Source organism: Delftia sp. BGA-UO-ETr-SB1, assembly GCF_059567865.1.
Genome location: NZ_JCAQOW010000006.1, coordinates 1,259,064 through 1,275,941 on the forward strand (window position 1 = coordinate 1,259,064; position 16,878 = coordinate 1,275,941).

15 protein-coding genes and 1 tRNA gene are annotated in these 16,878 nt (G+C 64.0%); 12 read left to right on the plus strand and 4 right to left on the minus strand.

Going from position 1 to position 16,878, the window contains the following annotated elements; all coding sequences use genetic code 11:
- Positions 1–28: 28 nt before the first annotated feature.
- Positions 29–1,219 carry a spherulation-specific family 4 protein gene (locus tag AC57B5_RS24465; protein WP_496400515.1) on the minus strand — a complete coding sequence of 397 codons (1,191 nt, stop codon included), beginning with the start codon at positions 1,217–1,219 and terminating at the stop codon, positions 29–31.
- 85 nt (positions 1,220–1,304) lie between these two features.
- Between AC57B5_RS24465 and AC57B5_RS24470 the strand changes: the two genes are divergently transcribed.
- Entirely contained in the window at positions 1,305–2,207 is a 903-nt protein-coding gene (locus AC57B5_RS24470; RefSeq protein WP_496400516.1) for a D-hexose-6-phosphate mutarotase, read from the plus strand.
- A gap of 70 nt (positions 2,208–2,277) precedes the next feature.
- On the opposite strand, the gene AC57B5_RS24475 is transcribed toward AC57B5_RS24470, so the two are convergent.
- Positions 2,278–3,429: a S1C family serine protease gene (locus AC57B5_RS24475; RefSeq protein ID WP_012207313.1), complete on the minus strand. Its 1,152-nt coding sequence runs from the start codon at positions 3,427–3,429 to the stop codon at positions 2,278–2,280.
- Positions 3,430–3,727: 298 nt separating this feature from the next.
- Between AC57B5_RS24475 and AC57B5_RS24480 the strand changes: the two genes are divergently transcribed.
- The 3 genes from AC57B5_RS24480 (at position 3,728) to pdxA (ending at position 7,043) form a co-directional block, all read left to right on the plus strand.
- Positions 3,728–5,053, plus strand: a complete 1,326-nt coding sequence (locus AC57B5_RS24480; RefSeq protein WP_043789739.1) for an MFS transporter — start codon at positions 3,728–3,730, stop codon at positions 5,051–5,053.
- Between the two features lie 74 nt (positions 5,054–5,127).
- On the plus strand, positions 5,128–5,880 hold the full coding sequence (locus tag AC57B5_RS24485) for a Nif3-like dinuclear metal center hexameric protein (RefSeq protein WP_496400517.1): 753 nt from the start codon (positions 5,128–5,130) through the stop codon (positions 5,878–5,880).
- A 101-nt stretch (positions 5,881–5,981) separates the two neighbouring features.
- Positions 5,982–7,043: a 4-hydroxythreonine-4-phosphate dehydrogenase PdxA gene (pdxA, locus tag AC57B5_RS24490; protein ID WP_496400518.1), complete on the plus strand. Its 1,062-nt coding sequence runs from the start codon at positions 5,982–5,984 to the stop codon at positions 7,041–7,043.
- A 92-nt stretch (positions 7,044–7,135) separates the two neighbouring features.
- Here the strand turns inward: pdxA and mscL are convergent, their stop codons facing one another.
- Positions 7,136–7,564: a large conductance mechanosensitive channel protein MscL gene (gene mscL, locus AC57B5_RS24495; protein WP_012207302.1), complete on the minus strand. Its 429-nt coding sequence runs from the start codon at positions 7,562–7,564 to the stop codon at positions 7,136–7,138.
- Positions 7,565–7,713: 149 nt separating this feature from the next.
- Here mscL and petA point away from each other — a divergent pair, with 149 nt between their 5' ends.
- From petA to AC57B5_RS24525, 6 genes are all read left to right on the plus strand, one after another.
- Positions 7,714–8,310: a ubiquinol-cytochrome c reductase iron-sulfur subunit gene (petA, locus tag AC57B5_RS24500; protein WP_012207301.1), complete on the plus strand. Its 597-nt coding sequence runs from the start codon at positions 7,714–7,716 to the stop codon at positions 8,308–8,310.
- Positions 8,311–8,324: 14 nt separating this feature from the next.
- Entirely contained in the window at positions 8,325–9,740 is a 1,416-nt protein-coding gene (locus AC57B5_RS24505; protein WP_496400519.1) for a cytochrome b, read from the plus strand.
- A 17-nt stretch (positions 9,741–9,757) separates the two neighbouring features.
- Complete coding sequence (locus AC57B5_RS24510; RefSeq protein ID WP_012207299.1) at positions 9,758–10,513, plus strand: cytochrome c1; 756 nt, start codon at positions 9,758–9,760, stop codon at positions 10,511–10,513.
- A 103-nt stretch (positions 10,514–10,616) separates the two neighbouring features.
- Positions 10,617–11,228, plus strand: coding sequence for a glutathione S-transferase N-terminal domain-containing protein (locus AC57B5_RS24515; RefSeq protein ID WP_012207298.1), 612 nt, complete (start codon positions 10,617–10,619; stop codon positions 11,226–11,228).
- Positions 11,229–11,329: 101 nt separating this feature from the next.
- Positions 11,330–11,866 carry a ClpXP protease specificity-enhancing factor gene (locus tag AC57B5_RS24520; protein WP_486303107.1) on the plus strand — a complete coding sequence of 179 codons (537 nt, stop codon included), beginning with the start codon at positions 11,330–11,332 and terminating at the stop codon, positions 11,864–11,866.
- A gap of 98 nt (positions 11,867–11,964) precedes the next feature.
- Positions 11,965–12,040: transfer RNA gene (locus AC57B5_RS24525), tRNA-Thr, on the plus strand.
- A 69-nt stretch (positions 12,041–12,109) separates the two neighbouring features.
- On the opposite strand, the gene AC57B5_RS24530 is transcribed toward AC57B5_RS24525, so the two are convergent.
- Positions 12,110–12,415: a hypothetical protein gene (locus AC57B5_RS24530; protein WP_034396930.1), complete on the minus strand. Its 306-nt coding sequence runs from the start codon at positions 12,413–12,415 to the stop codon at positions 12,110–12,112.
- 311 nt (positions 12,416–12,726) lie between these two features.
- On the opposite strand from AC57B5_RS24530, the gene secA reads away from it, so the two are divergent.
- Both secA and argJ read left to right on the plus strand, forming a co-directional pair.
- The gene (secA, locus tag AC57B5_RS24535; RefSeq protein ID WP_012207295.1) at positions 12,727–15,474 is read left to right on the plus strand and encodes a preprotein translocase subunit SecA; all 2,748 of its coding nucleotides are present in this window, start codon (positions 12,727–12,729) and stop codon (positions 15,472–15,474) included.
- Between the two features lie 150 nt (positions 15,475–15,624).
- A complete protein-coding gene (argJ, locus tag AC57B5_RS24540; protein WP_013800814.1) occupies positions 15,625–16,857 on the plus strand; it encodes a bifunctional glutamate N-acetyltransferase/amino-acid acetyltransferase ArgJ in 1,233 nt (410 codons plus the stop codon).
- Positions 16,858–16,878 lie beyond the last annotated feature (21 nt).

Here is a 16,878-nt window from a genome sequence, read left to right on the forward strand (position 1 = left end):
CATTCAGCGTCAGGGATTCAGGCTTTCTTTACGAGCAGGCGGGCATGGCCTGCCCGGCATTGGTGGCGCGCACGGTCTGCACAAAGGCATCCCAGTAATTCGGCAGCCCGGCCCAGGGGTTGCCCACGCCGGTGCTGGGCTCGAACTCCAGCTGGGTCACATAGATCCATCCCGCCTGGTAGCGGGCCGAGGCGGCCGACTGCACGGCCGTCTGCATGGCCGCGCAGCCCGACACGTTGTGCACCAGCGAGGCCTGGTGGCTGTTGGGCAGCCCGTACAGCCAGTCAAAACTCGTCGTGCGCGGATCGTAGGTGGCGTAGGTGGAGCCCTTGCCCTCGAACGTGGTCAGCACATCGGCTACATCGGCATAACCGGCCACGGGCACGAGGCCCGGATTGCCGATCACGATCAGGTTGGGATTCTTGGCCTTGATGTACTGGTAGATGGTGCGGTAGAAGTCCAGCCGGTTGGTGGTGGCCGCCATCTCGTCAATGAAGAAACCCTTGACCAGGCCTGCGCCGTAGTGCGTGAAATAGTTGTCGATATTGGCCTGGATGCTGGCCAGCGATCGCGTGCCCGTGCCATAGCTGGAGCTCACATAGCCCACCAGCTGCCCGCCCGCGTTGGCAAAAGCGGTGGCGGCGCGCGTGATGTTCGCGTCCGGGCCACTGAAAATGCCGTTGGCCGGATTCAGGATGGCCGTCATCTGCACGGTCGGATTCGCCTGTGCGCTGGCCGTCAGCGCATTCCAGGCCGTGGCGCCCGAGCCGGTGGGATAGAAATACGTGGGCACCAGCACCCGCAGCGGTGCAGGTGCAGGACGCAGATAGAAGGTCTGGGAAGCGCTGCCCGTGCGGCCTGCCACGGTGGCGCTGGCCTGCACCTGCTGGCGGCCTGGCGTGGCGCCGGTCAGCGAAGCCGTTGCCACGCCGGAGCTGGTCAGCGCCGAGGTGCTGACGCCTGTGGCTGCGCTGAAGCTCACCACGGTTCCATCGGCGGCATTCACGCCATCGGCCAGAACACCTGCGCGCAGGGTCAGTGCCGAGCCTGCAGTCACCACATCCCTGGCGGCAGGGGCCGTCCATTGCACGGTGACCGAGGTCACTCCGGGCTGGCCGGTGCCGCCGTCACCCCCATTACCGCCATTGCCATCGCCAGCGTTGCTGTCACCACCGCCGCCTCCGCCGCAGGAGGCCACCGAGGCGGCCAGGGCGAGCATGCCGAGTCGCAGGACAAGAGGAGAGGGAGCGGGGGAGCGTTGCATGAAAGAGGAGGGCTGAGCGGGGGAAAGGCTATATTCAAGCATGAAAGTTACATCTTCCTTTCCCGCAGTAACAGCTTTACCTGCGGCCGCGCAAGCTCCCGGCGCCTGCGCTGATGCATGGCAGGGCCTGCCCGCCATCCGCCTGCGCCTGGCCTGCGGCGATACCGCCCTGGTGGCCTTGCAGGGCGCGCAACTGCTGTCCTGGCAGGCCGGTGGCGAGGAGCAACTGTTCCTGAGCCCTCATGCCGCCCATGACGGCCATACACCCATACGCGGCGGCATTCCGGTCTGCTTTCCCCAATTCAACCAACGCGGCCCGCTGGTCAAGCACGGCTTTGCGCGCACCCTGCCGTGGCAGGCTGATGCAGCACAGGCCGAGGTTCTTGCCGGCGATGGCTTGTTCCTGCGGCTCAAGCTTGCCGATACGCCGCAGACGCGCGCCGTCTGGCCGCACTCCTTCGAGACCTGGCTGGAGGTGACGCTGTTGCCCAGCCGGCTTGACGTGGAGCTGGTGGTGCACAACCGGGGAGACACGCCTTTGGCCTTCACTGCCGCCTTGCACAGCTACCTGCGCGTGGCGGACGTGGAGCAATGCCGGCTGCAAGGCCTTGACGGCCTGCCCTACTGGGATGCCGTGGCCGACACTCATCCCACGCAGCAAGGCGACGTGCGCTTTGGCGAAGAGCTCGATCGCGTCTACCCCCGGTCCGGGAAGACCATGGAACTGGCCGCTCCTGCCGGAGGCTTGCGCATCTCGCAGGATGCCGCCTGGAGCGAGACCGTGGTCTGGAACCCCGGCCCTGCGCTGTGTGCCCGCCTTGCCGACATGCCGTCACAAGGGTGGCGGCAGATGCTGTGCGTGGAGGCCGCCGCCATCGATGCGCCCGTGCATGTGGCGCCCGGCGCGCATTGGCGCGCGGCGCAGCGCCTGCACAAGCTGTAGTTCAGCGCCGGCCCTGCAATGGAAAAAGCGCCTGTGAACAGGCGCTTTTTTCGTTGGGGCGGGGGCCGGGTCAGCGGCGCTGCATGCGCTGTGCCGACTGCGCAGGGCGCAGGCCCGGGGTGATCTGCAGCTCCACGGGGCCTTCGCCCCGGCGCACATCGAATTTCGCGGCCTCGCCGGGCTTGAGCGCGGCCACGGCGGTCAGCAGCTCGGACACATTGCGGATGGGCTTGTCGCCCACCTGCACGATCACATCGCCCGGGCGCATGCCGGCCTGGGCAGCGGGGCCTGCCTGCAGCACGCCGGTGATGATCACGCCGGAGTCGGCCTTCACGCCAAAGGTCTCTGCCAACTCTGGCGACAGTTCATTGGGCTCCACGCCGATCCAGCCGCGCACCACGCGGCCGTCCTTGACGATGCCGTCCAGCACCAGCTTGGCCGTGGACACGGGAATCGCAAAGCCGATGCCCATGCTGCCGCCCGAGCGCGAATAGATGGCGGTATTGATGCCCAGCAGATTGCCGCTGGCGTCCACCAGTGCGCCGCCCGAATTGCCAGGGTTGATGGCGGCATCGGTCTGGATGAAGTTCTCGAAGGTATTGATGCCCAGCTGACTGCGGCCCAGTGCGCTGACGATGCCGCTGGTCACCGTCTGGCCCACGCCGAAGGGGTTGCCGATGGCCAGCACGCGGTCGCCCACGTCGATCTGGTCGGAATTGCCCAGAACGATGACGGGCAGCTTGTCCAGGGCGATCTTGAGCACGGCCAGGTCGGTCTCGGGATCGGTGCCGATCACCTGGGCCTTGGCCTGGCGGCTGTCGGTCAGCGTGACCTCGATGTCGTCCGCACCCTCGACCACGTGGTTGTTGGTCAGGATGTAGCCGTCGGTGCTGATGATCACGCCGCTGCCCAGGCCTGCCTGCTCCTGCGTGCCCTGGTCGCCAAAGAAGAACTGGAACCACGGATCGTTGCTGCGCGGATGGCGCACCGCCTTGCTGGTGTTGATGCTCACCACGGCCGGCGCTGCCTTCTTGGCCGCAGGTGCAAAGCTGCCGGGGCTGACTTCTCCGACGGGCGTGGCCGGCGCCTCCAGCAACGCAATGCCGGCATTGCTGCGCACGGCTCCACGGCGCAGCCAGTCCGGCTGCAGGGTGGCGACGACAAAGTAGGCAGCCACCAGGATGGTGACCGCCTGCGAAAACAGCAGCCAGGTGCGTTTCATGAAGTGTGGTGTTCTGTGCGGGAGTACAAGGCCTCATTGTGAGGCATGTCGTGTAAGGCCTAGCACCGACAGACCGGCCCCCAAAGCCGCGCTCCCCACACAGCTACAGTACAAACCCTAGAATCCCCCGACGACTGCGCCACGCCGCGTTCGCTGTTGCGCCGGCCCACAAGCCGGCCCCAAGAGAGAGCCAAGTCCTCCGATCCCGAAGTCTTGCAGAACGATCTGCCGCTGCACGCTCATCCGTTGCCGTGGTATCCACCGCGCCGTCCTGCTGTTCGATCCCTGGAAAAAAACCATGACTACGCTTGACCAAGCGCAGCCGGGCATGGCCCCTGCTGTTGCGACCGCACGTCCTCTCAACCGACAGGACTACAAGACCCTGGGCCTGTCGGCCCTGGGCGGCACCCTGGAGTTCTACGACTTCGTCGTTTTCGTTTTCTTCGCCAACGTCATCGGCAAGCTGTTCTTCCCGGCCGAGATGCCGGACTGGCTGCGCCAGCTGCAGACGCTGGGCATTTTTGCGGCGGGCTACCTGGCCCGGCCCATCGGCGGCATTCTGATTGCACACTTTGGCGACATCCTGGGCCGCAAGAAGATGTTCACGCTGTCCATCTTCCTGATGGCCGTGCCCACGCTGGTGATCGGCCTGCTGCCCACCTATGCCTCCATCGGCATTGCCGCGCCGATTTTGCTGCTGGCCATGCGCGTGCTGCAGGGCGCGGCCATTGGTGGCGAGATGCCGGGCGCCTGGGTCTTCGTGGCCGAGCATGCGCCGGCGCGCCACTATGGCTTTGCCATCGGCTCGCTGACTTCGGGCATCACGGGCGGCATTTTCCTGGGCTCCATCATCGGCGTCTGGCTCAACAGCACCTACAGCGCCGAAGAGATCCACGACTGGGCCTGGCGCATGCCCTTCATCCTGGGCGGCGTGTTCGGCCTGGTGTCGGTCTACCTGCGCAAGTTCCTGCATGAGACCCCCATCTTCCAGGAGCTGATGGCTCGCAAGCAGGCCGACCGCGAACTACCGCTCAAGACCATCGTGCGCGACCACCGCCAGGCCTGCGTGCTGGTGGCGCTGATGACCTGGGTGCTGTCCACGGCCATCGTGGTGGTGGTGCTGTTCACGCCGGCCTATCTGCAGAAGGTCTTCCACATCGACGCGGCCCTGGCCATGAAGGCCAATGCCGTGGCCACGGTGACGCTGACGCTGGGCTGCGTGTTCTGGGGCTGGCTGTCCGACAAGATGGGCACGCGTGTGGCCATGGTCACGGGCTGGCTGGGTATGACGGTGACGGCCTATGCGTTCTATCTGAACCTGCCGGGCACGGCGTCCTCGCTGGTGTGGAGCTATGCGCTGGTGGGCTTTTTCGTGGGCAGCATTGCGCTGCTGCCGGTGGTGGGCGTGCGCGCCTTCCCGGCCGAGGTGCGTTTCACAGGCCTGTCCTTTGCCTACAACATGGCCTATGCGGTGTTCGGCGGCATGACGCCCATGCTGGTGTCCGTGTGGCAGCAGGTGGATGTGATGGCGCCGGCCCACTATGTGGCGGCCATGGGCATCCTGGGCGCGGCCATCGGCTTCTGGCCCCTGGCCTGCCGTGGTTGGCAACCCAGGCGCGGCTGAGCTTGGCAGTGGAATGAAGGGCAGCATGGCTGCCCTTTTTCTTGGGCGCCGCATGGATCGCTGACAATCCTTTCATGAGCACCACGCGACAAGAACTCCTGGCCCACTTCGACGGTTTGCTGCAGCCCGAGCGCTTCAAGGACTATGGTCCCAACGGCCTGCAGGTGGAGGGGTGCGGCGAGATCCGCCGCATCGTCAGCGGGGTGACGGCCAGCCGCGCGCTGATCGAGGCGGCCATCGAGGCGCAGGCCGATGCCATCTTCGTGCACCACGGCCTGTTCTGGCGCGGCATGGATGGCCGCATCACGGGCTGGCTCAAGGAGCGTATCCGCCTGCTACTGGCCCACGACATCAACCTCTTTGCCTACCACCTGCCGCTGGATGCCCATCCGCAATGGGGCAACAACGCGCAGCTGGGCGTGCAGCTGGGGCTTGAGGGCCAGGCAACGTTTGGCGAGCAGAACCTGGGCTGGATGGCCGCGGCGGAGTTTGCCGACGCGGCGGCGCTGGGCAGGCATGTGGAGCAGGCGCTGGGGCGCACGCCTGTCTGCGTGGGAGGAGAGCGACTGCGCCCCATTCGCCGCATTGCCTGGTGCACGGGCGGCGCGCAAGGTTTCTTCGAGGCCGCGATTGCCGCTGGGGCCGATGCCTTCATCACGGGCGAGATTTCCGAGCCGCAGGCGCACCTGGCGCGCGAGACGGGCGTGGCCTTTCTGGCGGCAGGCCACCATGCCACGGAGCGCTATGGTGCGCCGGCCCTGGCGGGGCAGGTGGCATTGGAGCTGGGGCTGGAGCACCGTTTCATCGAGATCGACAATCCGGCCTGATGCTGGCCTGTTAGTGGCCCACTATTGGCCCGCCCAGGGGGCGAGGCCTTTTGCTGCAAGCGCGGCGCGAATGACCGGCTTGCCTGATCCGGATACTGAAAATGCCTGATTCCACACAGTCCACGGCCTTGATGGCCATCACCCAGGGCGACTCCGCCGGGGTGGGGCCCGAGACCATCGCCAAGGCGTTCATGGACGCGCCCGAGCAGATGCGCGGCTGCTTCGTCGTCGGCGAGTTGCAGACGCTGCGCCGGGCAGCCGCCGTGGCGGCGCGTGCGCGCGATGGCGACAACGCCATTCCCATGCCCGTGGCTGTCATCGAGTCGGCTGAGCAACTAAAGCAGGTGCCGCCGAACTGCATTCCCTTGCTGGAGCTGCCCGGGCTGCCCGGTCCTGCGCCCTGGGGCCAGGTGAGCGCCAGCGCCGGTGACGCGGCTGCGCGCTGCGTGGTCTGGGCCGCGCGGGCTGCCTTGCGAGGCGAGATTGCGGCTCTTGTGACGGCGCCTCTGCACAAGGAGGCGCTGCATGCTGCGGGCGTGGACTTTCCTGGTCATACCGAGCTGCTGCAGTTCGAGGCTGCGCAGCATGCGGGTGTGGGCCTGGACCGCATGCCGGTGCGCATGATGCTGGCCAACGATGAGCTGCGCACGGTGCTGGTCAGCATCCATACCTCGCTGCGCAAGGCGATCGATGCGGTAACGAAGGACAACCTGCTGCAGACCTTGCGCATCACGCATGAGGCCCTGTCGCGCAGCCTGGGCCGCCCGCCGCGGATCGGTGTGGCAGGGCTGAACCCGCATGCGGGCGAGGGCGGCCTGTTCGGCAGCGAGGAGGTAGAGATCATTGCCCCAGCCATCGCCCAGGCGCGTGCCGAGGGCCTGGACGCCCATGGACCTTTTGCGCCCGATACGGTGTTCATGCGCGCCCGCAATGCGCCCGGCCACCCCGGTGAGTTCGACGTGGTGCTGGCCATGTACCACGACCAGGGACTGATTCCCGTGAAGTACCTGGGCGTGGAAAAGGGCGTGAATGTCACATTGGGGCTGCCGCTGGTGCGCACCAGTCCGGACCACGGCACGGCTTTTGATATTGCAGGGCAGGGCCTTGCAGAGGCGAGCAGCCTGATTGAGTCCGTGCGAATGGCGCGCAAATTGGCGGCTTGAATGGCTAGCCCAAGCATCGGGAATCTGCAGTAATGGAAAACGCCCGTGGCAACCATGCCACGGGCGTTTTGATTTGCGTCAAAACACGGATTTCAGCGCTTGAGGCTGTCGCGAATCTCGCGCAGCAGCACGATGTCTTCAGGTGTGACGGGGGCCGGCGCGGGGGCGGCCGGGGCCTCGCGGCGCAGGCGGTTGATCTGCTTGACCATCATGAAAATGATGAAGGCCAGGATGATGAAATTCACCGCCACCGTGATGAAGTTCCCATAGGCAAATACGGGGACGCCGGCCTTCTTGAGGGCATCGAGCGTCATCGCTGTTCCGGGGGGCACGCTGCCCAGCACGACGAACAGATTGGAGAAGTCCAGCTTGCCGAAAACCAGGCCAACGACCGGCATGATCAGGTCGTTTACCACGGAATCGACGATTTTGCCAAACGCTCCGCCGATGATGACGCCCACGGCGAGATCTACCACGTTTCCCTTAACTGCGAACTCACGAAATTCCTGCATCATGCCCATGGCTGGCTCCATCTGGAAAGAGTTTGAGATAGCGCAGTATTGCGCGGCTTTGGAGCCTGTCAATGTCGGAGTCGGTATGGAATAACCATACTCGCCCCGCTACAATTTATTGTTGACCCCAACTCAAGCGACGTAGTTCGAGGAACCCCATGAGTGACACTCCAATCGACTCCAGCAAGCGGACGTGGATCATCACGTCGGCGTGTGCTGGCGCGGTGGGCGGCGTGGCGACAGCCGTCCCGTTCGTGAGCACCTTCCAGCCATCCGAGAAGGCCAAGGCCGCCGGGGCTGCAGTGGAGGTCGATATCTCCGCACTCAAGGACGGCGAGAAGCTCACGGTCGAGTGGCGCGGCAAGCCAGTCTGGATCATCAAGCGCACGCCGGAACAGATCAAGGAACTGCCCGAGCTGGACAGCCAGCTGGCCGATCCCCAGTCCAAGCGCCACCCTGAAGAGTTCACGCCGCCCTACGCGATGAATGAAGCCCGCTCGATCAAGCCCGAAGTGCTGGTCGTCGTCGGCATCTGCACGCACCTGGGCTGCTCGCCTTCCGACAAGTTCCAGCCCGGCGCGCAGCCTTCGCTGCCCAATGACTGGAAGGGCGGCTTCCTGTGCCCCTGCCATGGCTCGACCTTTGACATGGCTGGCCGTGTCTTCAAGAACAAGCCGGCCCCCGACAACCTGCAGGTGCCACCGCACATGTACCTGTCGGAGACCAAGCTCCTCATCGGTGAAGACAAGGCTTGAGGGAGACAAGAACAATGGCCCACGAATTCAAGGACATCGATCCGAACGCGCCCGCAGGCGCCAAGCTCACGAACTGGTTCGAGAACCGTTTCCCAACGGCTTTCGACGCCTACCGTGTGCACATGTCGGAGTACTACGCTCCGAAGAACTTCAACTTCTGGTACATCTTCGGCTCGCTGGCACTGCTGGTGCTGGTGATCCAGATCGTCACCGGCATCTTCCTGGTGATGCACTACAAGCCGGACGCCGAGAAGGCGTTCGCCTCGGTCGAGTACATCATGCGCGATGTGCCCTGGGGGTGGCTGATCCGCTACATGCACTCCACGGGCGCGTCGGCCTTCTTCGTCGTGGTCTATCTGCACATGTTCCGCGGCCTTCTGTACGGTTCGTACCGCAAGCCGCGTGAACTGGTCTGGATCTTCGGCTGCGCCATCTTCCTGGTGCTGATGGCCGAGGCCTTCATGGGCTACCTGCTGCCCTGGGGCCAGATGTCGTACTGGGGCGCCCAGGTGATCGTGAACCTGTTCTCGGCGATCCCCTTCATCGGCCCTGACCTGGCGCTGCTGATCCGTGGTGACTATGTGGTGGGCGATGCCACGCTCAACCGCTTCTTCAGCTTCCACGTGATCGCCGTGCCCCTGGTGCTGCTGGGCCTGGTCGTGGCCCACTTGCTGGCGCTGCACGACGTGGGCTCCAACAATCCGGACGGCATCGAGATCAAGGGCCCCAACGCGCCCAAGGACGCCAAGGGCCATCCGCTGGACGGCATTCCCTTCCATCCCTACTACACGGTGCACGACATCTTCGGCGTGACGGTGTTCCTGTTCCTGTTCTCGGCCGTGGTGTTCTTCGCGCCCGAGTTCGGCGGCTACTTCCTGGAGTACAACAACTTCATCCCGGCCGATCCGCTGAAGACGCCTTCGCACATTGCGCCGGTCTGGTACTTCACGCCGTTCTACTCGATGCTGCGTGCCATCACCAGCGAGATGATGTATGTGCTGATCGCCTGCGTGTTGCTGGGTGCGGGCTTTGGCGTGCTCAAGTCGCGCCTGCCGGCCGCCATCAAGGGCGTGGTCGCCATCGTGGCCCTGGGCGTCATCGCCATGATGCTGTCCATCGACGCCAAGTTCTGGGGCGTGCTGGTGATGGGTGGCGCCGTGATCATCCTGTTCGCGCTGCCCTGGCTCGATTGCAGCCCGGTCAAGTCCATCCGCTACCGTCCGAGCTGGCACAAGTACCTCTATGGCATCTTCGTGATCAACTTCGTGATCCTGGCCTATCTCGGTGTGCAGCCGCCTTCGCCCATCGGCGAGCGCGTGTCCCAGGTCGGAACGCTGTTCTACTTCGGCTTCTTCCTGCTGATGCCCTGGTGGAGCCGCCTGGGCAAGACCAAACCCGTTCCCGATCGTGTGACGTTCAAGCCGCACTGAAGCTGGAGAGAACAACAATGAAGAAACTGATTCTCACGTTGATCGCGGCCCTGGGCATCATGACCGGTGCACAGGCTTCCGAAGGCGGCATCGCCTGGGACAAGGCCCCGGGCAAGACCAATGACACGGCATCGCTGCAAAACGGCGCCAAGCTGTTCGTCAACTACTGCCTGAGCTGCCACTCGGCCGCATTCATGCGCTTCAACCGGCTGCAGGACATCGGGCTGACCGAACAGGAAATCAAGGACAACCTGCTGTTCACCACCGACAAGGTGGGCGAGACCATGAAGGCGGCCATCAACCCGAAGGAAGCCAAGGAGTGGTTCGGAGCCAATCCGCCGGATCTGACGGTGATCGCGCGCTCGCGCGCAGGCCACAACGGCACGGGCGCCGACTATCTCTACACCTTCCTGCGCACCTTCTACCGCGATGACACCAAGGCCACGGGCTGGAACAACCTGGCCTTCCCCAGCGTGGGCATGCCCCATGCACTGTGGCAACTGCAGGGCGAGCGCCGTGCCATCTTCGAAGAAGCCGAAGAGCACGGCGTGAAGACCCAGGTTTTCAAGGGGTGGGAGCAGGTCTCTCCCGGCTCCATGAGCCCAGTGCAGTACGATCAGGCAGTTGGCGATCTGGTGAACTACCTGCAATGGATGGGTGAGCCGGCACAGAACAGCCGCATCCGCATTGGCGTGGGCGTGCTGCTTTTCCTGGCGGTCTTCATCTTCATTGCATGGCGCCTCAACGCCGCGTTCTGGAAAGACGTCAAATAAAACCGTGACTGCAGAAGGTCGTGCAAGCGATTGCGCGGCTGAACTGTGTGCAGAGTGGGCGCCGCGAGCGACCCACTCTTTTTGATTTTTAGGAGCCTCCACCATGATGGTGCTTTATTCGGGAACGACCTGCCCCTTTTCACACCGTTGCCGTTTCGTCCTGTTCGAAAAAGGCATGGACTTCGAGATCCGCGATGTGGACCTGTTCAGCAAGCCTGAAGACATCAGCGTGATGAACCCGTACGGCCAGGTGCCCATCCTGGTCGAGCGCGACCTGATCCTGTACGAATCGAACATCATCAACGAGTACATCGACGAGCGCTTCCCGCATCCCCAGCTGATGCCCGGCGACCCGGTGGACCGCGCCCGCGTGCGCCTGTTCCTGCTGAACTTCGAGAAGGAACTGTTCGTGCACGTGAGCACGCTCGAGGAGCGCAACGTCAAGGGCAACGAAAAGGCCATCGAAAAGGCGCGCGCCCACATCCGCGACCGCCTGACGCAACTGGCTCCCGTGTTCCTCAAGAACAAGTACATGCTGGGCGAGAACTTCTCCATGCTGGACGTGGCCATTGCCCCGCTGCTGTGGCGCCTGGACTACTACGGCATCGAGGTGTCCAAGAACGCCGCCCCGCTGCTCAAGTACGCCGAGCGCATCTTCTCGCGCCCTGCCTACATCGAAGCGCTGACGCCTTCCGAGAAGGTGATGCGCAAGTAATTCGCATCGGTTGACGACTGATTGCGCGGGCAGGGAAGGCGGTCAACCGGTCGCCATCCTGCCCGTTTTCGTATTACGACCACTCTTTTCCTGGGATCGTCATGACTGCCCCCGAAGCAACTTCCACCCGCCCCTACCTGATCCGGGCCCTGTACGAGTGGTGCACCGACAACGGCTTCACACCCCACATCGCAGTGCGCGTGGACCGCAACGTGCAGGTGCCGCGCGAGTTCGTGCGCGACGGCGAGATCGTGCTCAACGTCAGCTACGACGCCACCAGCGGCCTGCAGATGGGCAATGACTTCATCAGCTTCACGGCCCGCTTTGGCGGCAAGCCACGCGAAATCATGGTGCCTGTCGAGCAGGTGATGGCCATCTACGCACGGGAGACCGGCCAAGGCATGGCTTTCCCGGCGCCGGAGTCGGATGCCGACAACGACAACGACAACGAAGTTTCGGGCGAGCAGGAATCCGATGAGCCCGTGTCGCAGGACGCAGTTGCCGAAGTGCCGGCCGAGCCAGCTGCCGACGAACGTGTGGTGCAGTTGGTGAGTATCCAGAACGAGGGTGATGATGAAGAGCCCCCGCGCACGCCGCCGCCCTCGGGCACGCGGCCCTCGTTGAAGCTGGTGAAGTAGGTTTTTCGTATCCCGGGCCTGCGATCACGCGCGCAAGCGTGTTCGCAGACGCCGGGAACGGCTGAAGCAGTCTTTTTCTGCGCTAGAATTCGTGCTTCGCCGGTTTAGCTCAGTTGGTAGAGCACCCGCCTTGTAAGCGGTAGGTCGTCAGTTCGAATCCGACAACCGGCACCAAAAGGTCTCCTTCGGAGGCCTTTTTTCATTGCCTTCTTCATTTCCGGCCGCGTTTGTTTCAGCGGCCGATCAGGCCTGCACTTTGAGCCGGATCTCGGTCACATCCCATCCCTTGGTGCGCAGGTGGGCGGCCATGGCGGGCAGCAACTGGCGGATCTTGGCGGCGGCCGCATTGTTTCGCACCAGCAGGCACCAGGTGCTGCCCTCGATGGGGCCCGCCTGCAGGCTGGCGCGCAGCAGCGGCGGTACCAGGGGCAGGATGGCCGTCAGGCGATTGCTGGAGTCCCGCGTGAGCTGTGCGAGCCGCGCCAGCGTGGGCGAGTTCTCGACGGCGTGCAGGGCGGTGACGGCGTGGTGGCGGCGTGTGAAGGTCATGGGCTTGAAGGGCTGGACTGGCAGCGTTGGCATGCGCCGGCCCGGAGGGTCGTTATAGCAGCATCTGCGGTGTGGCGCGGGTCCGGGGATTCGGGTTCGGGGCTGTGCGGCTGCATGCGTCGGCCTGCCTGAGAGAGGGTTGGACAGAGGCAGTTAGAATCAATTGTTCGGTTCTCGCTTCGGCCCGGTCGCATGTGTTCTTCAGAAGAGCACTTGCAGGCAGGTGGAGCGGCCCCATCTGAAATCCAACAATCTAGGGATTCCAGGCACACCGCAGTCCGCTTCAGCGGGCGGCGGTGTGTCTTTTTCGCATGGCCACCAACTTCCTCACCAAACTATTCGGCAGCCGAAACGATCGGCTTCTCAAGCAATACCGCAAGACGGTTGTTCGCATCAATGCGATGGAGCCCGACTACGAGAAGCTCAGCGACGAGGCTCTGCGTGCAAAGACGCAGGAGTTCAAGGAACGTGTGGCCAAGGGCGAGTCGCTGGACGACCTGCTGCCCGAAGCCTTCGCCGTGGTGCGCGAGGGTTCCAAGCGCGTCATGAAGATGCGCCACTTCGACGTTCAGCTGCTGGGCGGCATGGCGCTGCACTACGGCAAGATCGCCGAAATGCGCACCGGCGAAGGCAAGACGCTGACCGCCACACTGCCGGTCTACCTGAACGCACTGTCGGGCAATGGCGTGCACGTGGTGACCGTGAACGACTATCTGGCCAATCGCGATGCGACCTGGATGGCCAAGCTGTACAACTTCCTCGGACTGTCGGTGGGCATCAATCTGCCCAACATGCCGCGCGAGGAAAAGCAGGCCGCCTACAACAGCGACATCACCTACGGCACCAACAACGAATACGGCTTCGACTACCTGCGCGACAACATGGTCTACGAGTCGGGCGACCGCGTTCAGCGCGTGCTCAACTACGCCATCGTCGACGAGGTGGACTCCATCCTGATCGATGAGGCCCGCACGCCGCTGATCATCAGCGGCCAGGCCGAAGACCACACGGCCATGTACGTGGCCATGAACAAGATCGTTCCCAACCTGGTGCGCCAGGAAGGCGAGGCCGACCCGCGCACCGGCGAAGGTGTGACCAAGCCCGGCGACTTCACCGTGGACGAGAAGAGCCACCAGGTGTTCCTGACCGACCAGGGCTACGAGGCTGCAGAGCGCCTGCTGGGCCACGCCGGCATGATTGCCGAGGGCGCCTCGCTGTACGACCCGGCCAACATCACCCTGGTCCACCATCTCTACGCGGCGCTGCGTGCCAACAACCTCTACCACCGTGACCAGCACTATGTGGTGCAGAACGGTGAGATCGTCATCGTTGACGAGTTCACGGGCCGCCTGATGGCAGGCCGGCGCTGGAGCGACGGCCTGCACCAGGCGGTCGAGGCCAAGGAAGGCGTGACCATCCAGGCCGAGAACCAGACCATGGCCTCGATCACCTTCCAGAACTACTTCCGTCTCTACGGCAAGCTGGCTGGCATGACGGGCACGGCCGATACCGAGGCCTACGAATTCCAGGAAATCTATGGTCTCGAGACCATGGTGATTCCGCCCAACCGTCCCAGCAAGCGCGACGACCAGCTCGACCGTGTCTACAAGACCACGCGTGAGAAGTACGAGGCGGCGATCCGCGATATCCGTGAATGCTATGAGCGCGGCCAGCCCGTGCTGGTGGGCACGACTTCGATTGAGAACTCCGAAATCATCGACGAGCTGCTCAACAAGGAAAACCTTCCCCACCAGGTGCTCAACGCCAAGCAGCACGAGCGCGAGGCCGACATCGTGGCCCAGGCCGGCCGTCCCGGCATGATCACCATCGCCACCAACATGGCCGGCCGCGGCACCGACATCGTGCTGGGCGGCAACATCGAAAAGCAGGTGGCTGCTGTCGAGGCCGATGAGTCCCTGTCCGAAGCCGAACGCCAGCAGCGCATCGAACAAATGCGCGCCGACTGGAAGATCGAGCACGACAAGGTCTCGGCCCTGGGTGGCCTGCGCATCATCGCCACCGAGCGCCATGAATCGCGCCGTATCGACAACCAGCTGCGTGGCCGTTCGGGCCGCCAGGGCGATCCCGGCTCCTCGCGTTTCTACCTGAGCCTGGACGATGCGCTGATGCGCATCTTCGCGGGCGACCGTGTGCGCGCCATCATGGACCGCCTGAAGATGCCCGATGGCGAAGCCATCGAGGCCGGCATCGTGACCCGCTCCATCGAAGGCGCTCAGCGCAAGGTCGAGGCCCGCAACTTCGACATCCGCAAGCAGCTGCTCGAATACGACGACGTGTCCAACGACCAGCGCAAGGTGATCTACCAGCAGCGCAACGAGATCCTCGACGCCTCGGACCTGTACGAGATGATCACGGTGATGCGCGACGACGTGGTGTCCGATCTGGTGCGCCAGTACGTTCCTGCCGAGTCCATGGAAGAGCAGTGGGACCTGGCCGGTCTGGAAAAGGCGCTGGAAAGCGAATGGCGCATCCAGCTGCCGCTGCAGTCGCAGGTGCAGTCCGCGCACGCCATCACCGACGAGGAAATCCTCGAAAAGGTGCTGCAGGCCGCCCGCGAAGTGTTTGATGCCAAGGTCGAGCTGATCGGCCGTGAGAACTTCACGCAATTCCAGCGCGCCGTTCTGCTGCAAAGCTTCGACACCAACTGGCGTGACCACCTGTCTGCACTCGACTATCTGCGCCAGGGCATCCACCTGCGCGGCTATGCGCAAAAGCAGCCCAAGCAGGAATACAAGCGCGAGGCCTTCGAGCTGTTCCGCCAGCTCATCGACCAGGTCAAGACCGAAGTCACGCGCGTGCTGATGACCGTGCAGGTGCAGTCGCGCGAACAGGTGGAGCAGGCCACCGAGGCCCTGGAGCAGCGCAGCGCCCACAGCCTGGAGCACATGACCTATGGCGCTCCGTCGGATGGCGACATCGGTGGCTCCGTTGAAGACGAGCCGCTGGAGCTGCCCGAAGGCGCTCGCGTGGGCCGCAATGATCCCTGCCCCTGCGGCAGCGGCAAGAAGTACAAGCAGTGCCACGGCAAGCTGTCGTGATGCGGCGGGCGTCGTAAGACACCGCAAGACACGGAAAACGGCACGGATGCACTCCGTGCCGTTTTCCTTTTTTAAGGTCGATGAAATACGTGCCGCTCCGGTTTGTTCCGATAATGGAGCGCGTTTTTCTTTCACTGTAGGAAGCCCTCAATGCCTGTGAATCTCTCCGCTCCCGTGCACGCCGACCTGTTGGCGATCGACGGCGTTCGCATCGGCGTCACCGAAGCCGGTGTGCGCAAGGCCAACCGCAAGGACCTGTCCGTGTTCCTGCTCGACGAGGGCGCTTCGGTGGCTGGCGTGTTCACACAGAACCGTTTCTGCGCAGCGCCTGTGCAGGTCAGCCGCGAGCATCTGGTTCAGACAGCGGGCGCCATCCGTGCCATGGTCATCAACACAGGCAATGCCAATGCAGGCACTGGCGCCGACGGCCTGGCACGTGCGCGCCGTACCTGCGCAGATCTGGCAGCGCTGCTGCAGCTCAAGCCCGAGCAGATCCTGCCGTTCTCTACTGGCGTGATCATGGAAGAGCTGCCTGTGGACCGCATTGCAGCCGGCCTGCCGGCCGCCATTGCCGCAGCCAAGGCCGACAACTGGGGCACGGCTGCCGAGGGCATCATGACCACCGACACGCTGCCCAAGGCCTTCAGCCGGGCCGTGGACATTGGCGGCAAGCGCGTGAGCATCACCGGCATCAGCAAGGGCGCGGGCATGATCCGCCCCAACATGGCGACCATGCTGGGCTTTCTGGCCACCGATGCGGCCATCGCTCCCGAGCTGCTGCAGCCCCTGGTCAAGGAACTGGCCGACGGCTCGTTCAACCGCGTGACCATCGACGGCGACACATCGACCAACGATTCCTTTGTGCTGGTGGCCACGCACAAGGCCGGCAATGCGCAGATCACTTCGCTGACCAGCGCCGAAGGCCAGGCCCTGAAGGCTGCATTGCTGGATGTGTCGCGTTTGCTGGCTCAGGCCATCGTGCGCGATGGCGAAGGTGCCACCAAGTTCATCACCATCAAGGTGGAGGGTGGCAAGACCGAGGCCGAGTGCCGCCTGGTGGCCTACTCCATCGCGCATTCGCCCCTGGTCAAGACGGCGTTCTTTGCCAGCGACCCGAACCTGGGCCGCATCCTCGCGGCGGTGGGCTATGCTAGCATTGACGATCTGGACCAGACCAAGATCGACCTGTACCTGAACGATGTGCATGTCGCAGTCAATGGCGGCCGCAACCCTGCCTATCAGGAGGAAGACGGCCAGCGCGTGATGAAGCAGCAGGAGATCATCGTGCGCGTGCTACTGGGCCGAGGGGAGGCCGAGCAGACCGTGTGGACCTGTGATCTGAGCCACGACTACGTGAGCATCAACGCCGACTACCGCTCCTGACTCTCCACCCACCGTGCCGCC